This is a genomic window from Bacteroidia bacterium (assembly GCA_025056095.1).
Classification (GTDB): Bacteria; Bacteroidota; Bacteroidia; order JANWVE01; family JANWVE01; genus JANWVE01.
Map to the genome: position 1 here is coordinate 1 of JANWVW010000299.1, position 2,598 is coordinate 2,598.

At 39.5% G+C, this 2,598-nt stretch carries 3 protein-coding genes; 2 read left to right on the forward strand and 1 reads right to left on the reverse strand.

Annotated features, from left to right (window positions below):
* Positions 1-994: ADP-forming succinate--CoA ligase subunit beta (gene sucC / locus NZ519_13595; GenBank protein MCS7029788.1), on the reverse strand; the 994-nt coding region annotated here is incomplete at its 3' end.
* Between the two features lie 197 nt (positions 995-1,191).
* On the opposite strand from sucC, the gene NZ519_13600 reads away from it, so the two are divergent.
* Positions 1,192-2,448 carry a pyruvate dehydrogenase complex dihydrolipoamide acetyltransferase gene (locus NZ519_13600; GenBank protein ID MCS7029789.1) on the forward strand — a complete coding sequence of 419 codons (1,257 nt, stop codon included), beginning with the start codon at positions 1,192-1,194 and terminating at the stop codon, positions 2,446-2,448.
* Positions 2,449-2,465: 17 nt separating this feature from the next.
* A complete protein-coding gene (locus NZ519_13605; GenBank protein MCS7029790.1) occupies positions 2,466-2,594 on the forward strand; it encodes a hypothetical protein in 129 nt (42 codons plus the stop codon).
* Positions 2,595-2,598 lie beyond the last annotated feature (4 nt).

The following is a 2,598-nucleotide window of genomic DNA, read 5'->3' on the forward strand; positions in this document are numbered from 1 at the left end:
CGTTAATCAAGATAGCTTTGACGTTCGGGTCTTTGAGAATTATTCTAAACCCAGCTTCTACGGTTTTAGCATTCGCTGTACCTCCTACATCTAAAAAATTGGCAGGTTCACCTCCTGAAAGCTTGATAATATCCATGGTTGCCATAGCTAGACCTGCACCATTAACCATGCAACCCACATTGCCATCTAATTTTATGTAGTTAAGATTGTATTGAGAAGCTTCAATTTCCAGGGGTTCTTCCTCATTTAAGTCTCTCAAAGAGGCGTATTCAGGATGTCTAAATAAAGCATTGTCATCAAAGTTAATTTTGGAGTCTAAAGCGAGTATCTTACCATCTTTTGTAACTACCATAGGATTGACTTCCACTAAAGAGCAATCGCCTTCCATGTAGCATTTGTACAGAGCATTCATGAAAGGAATGAACTGCTTGACTAAATCAGGAGTAAAGCCTAGTGCATAGCCTATTTTTGTAATCTGGTAAGGGCGAAGCCCTGTCAAAGGGTCAATCCATTCTTTGACAATTTTTTCGGGATGCTCTTCGGCTACTTTTTCAATATCCATACCCCCTTCGGCAGAAGCAATAATCACATTTTTTGCAGTGGAACGGTCAAGGGTAATCGAAAGGTAATATTCTTTTTCAATTGCACACCCCTCTTCTATATACATTGTTTTTACGATTTTACCCTCTTCTCCTGTTTGTTTAGTAACTAAGATATTTCCCAGCACTAAACGAGCAAAATCTTCTGCTTCTTGAGGGGACTTGACTACTTTTACCCCGCGATCTGAAAGCATCTTACTTCTATCGTTGGCGTCATATACTTTACCTTGTCCGCGTCCACCTGCATGTATTTGTGATTTTACCACTATCACAGAGCTACCTAATTCAATAGCAGCTTGCTTAGCTTCTTCGGGAGTTTTAACTACAATCCCTTTTGGTACAGGAACACCGTACTTGCGGAAAATCTCTTTTCCTTGATATTCGTGAATCTTCATTTGGATAGAATTTTAGTTTGCTTCAATATTATATTGTCCAATTGGTATATGCAAATTTATGGGCAAAATGGCAAATGTGAGCTTCAAGTAAGTAGCTGATTCAAAGTAAGTTACCTTTCTAATCTTGCAGATTAAGAAAAAAATTTATGAAGTTAAATAGCTGAACATTATTTTTACATTCATAACAAATAAAAGTTATGGCAGAGGTCATTGAAATGCCCAAACTAAGCGATACCATGACCGAAGGTGTCATTGCGGCATGGCACAAAAACGTTGGAGATACTGTAAAAGCCGGCGACTTACTCGCTGAAATAGAAACTGACAAAGCTACTATGGAATTGGAATCTTACTTTGATGGCGTACTCTTGTATCAAGGAATTGAAGTAGGTAAACCTGTTCCCGTAGGTACGCTAATGGCTATTATTGGAAAGCCCGGCGAAGATATTACACCAATTTTAGCTAAGTATTCCGGTGGAAAAGCTCAAGTTGCTACTCCACAATCTACTCCAAGTACTGAACCTAAATCACAAACCTCTACCGAAGTTCCTACTGTATCTTCTGTAGAACCTACTCCTTCTGATGAGCGAATTAAAGCTTCACCCTTAGCCAAAAAAATTGCCGCAGAAAAAGGTATTCCTTTGCATGAAATTGAAGGTACAGGCGATAATGGTAGAATCATAAAAAGAGATGTAGAAAATTACGCACAACAGCAAAAACAACAAATTAGCCAAACTTTACAAGCACCTTCTGTTACCCCCACGCCTGTTACCCAAGGGGCATATACCGATACCCATGTCAGCCAAATGCGTAAGACAATTGCACGGCGTTTAAGTGAAAGCCTATACAGCGCCCCACACTTCTACTTAACAGTAGAGATTAACATGGACAATATTATAGAACTTCGCAAACAAGTTAACGCAATTTCAGATGTCAAAACCTCTATCAATGATTGGGTAGTCAAAGCTGTTTCAATAGCTTTGAGAAAGCATCCTAAAATTAACGCTTCTTGGCTGGGGGATAAAATTAGAACGTATCATTACATTAACATTGGGGTAGCAGTAGCAGTAGAAGATGGACTTTTAGTACCTGTTATTCGCAATGCTGACCAAAAGACCATTACACAAATTAGCACAGAAACTAAGCAGCTTGCCGAAAAGGCTAAAAATAAAGAGCTTCAACCTGCGGATTGGGAAGGCAACACGTTCACTGTTTCTAATTTAGGTATGTATGGCATTGACCAATTTACAGCTATCATCAATCCGCCTGATGCATGTATTTTAGCCGTAGGGGGTATTAAAGAAACACCTATTGTCAAAAATGGTCAAGTAGTGATAGGGAACATTATGAAAGTAACGCTTTCCTGCGACCACAGGATTGTAGATGGTGCAATGGGTGCAGCGTTTTTACAAACTTTGAAAGCACTTTTAGAAGAGCCGTTCAAAATTTTAATCTAAAAGAGCTGTTTAGCTTGTTGAGAATTTATGGGGCGCGCCAAGTAGGTACTCTATTTAATATAAAAAATTTCATTTTTTTGGGCGTGCCCCTTGCTGCGCAAGGGTCGGGGCATTCCGCACTACGCTTCGCTTCGGTACTTCGCTAACGCT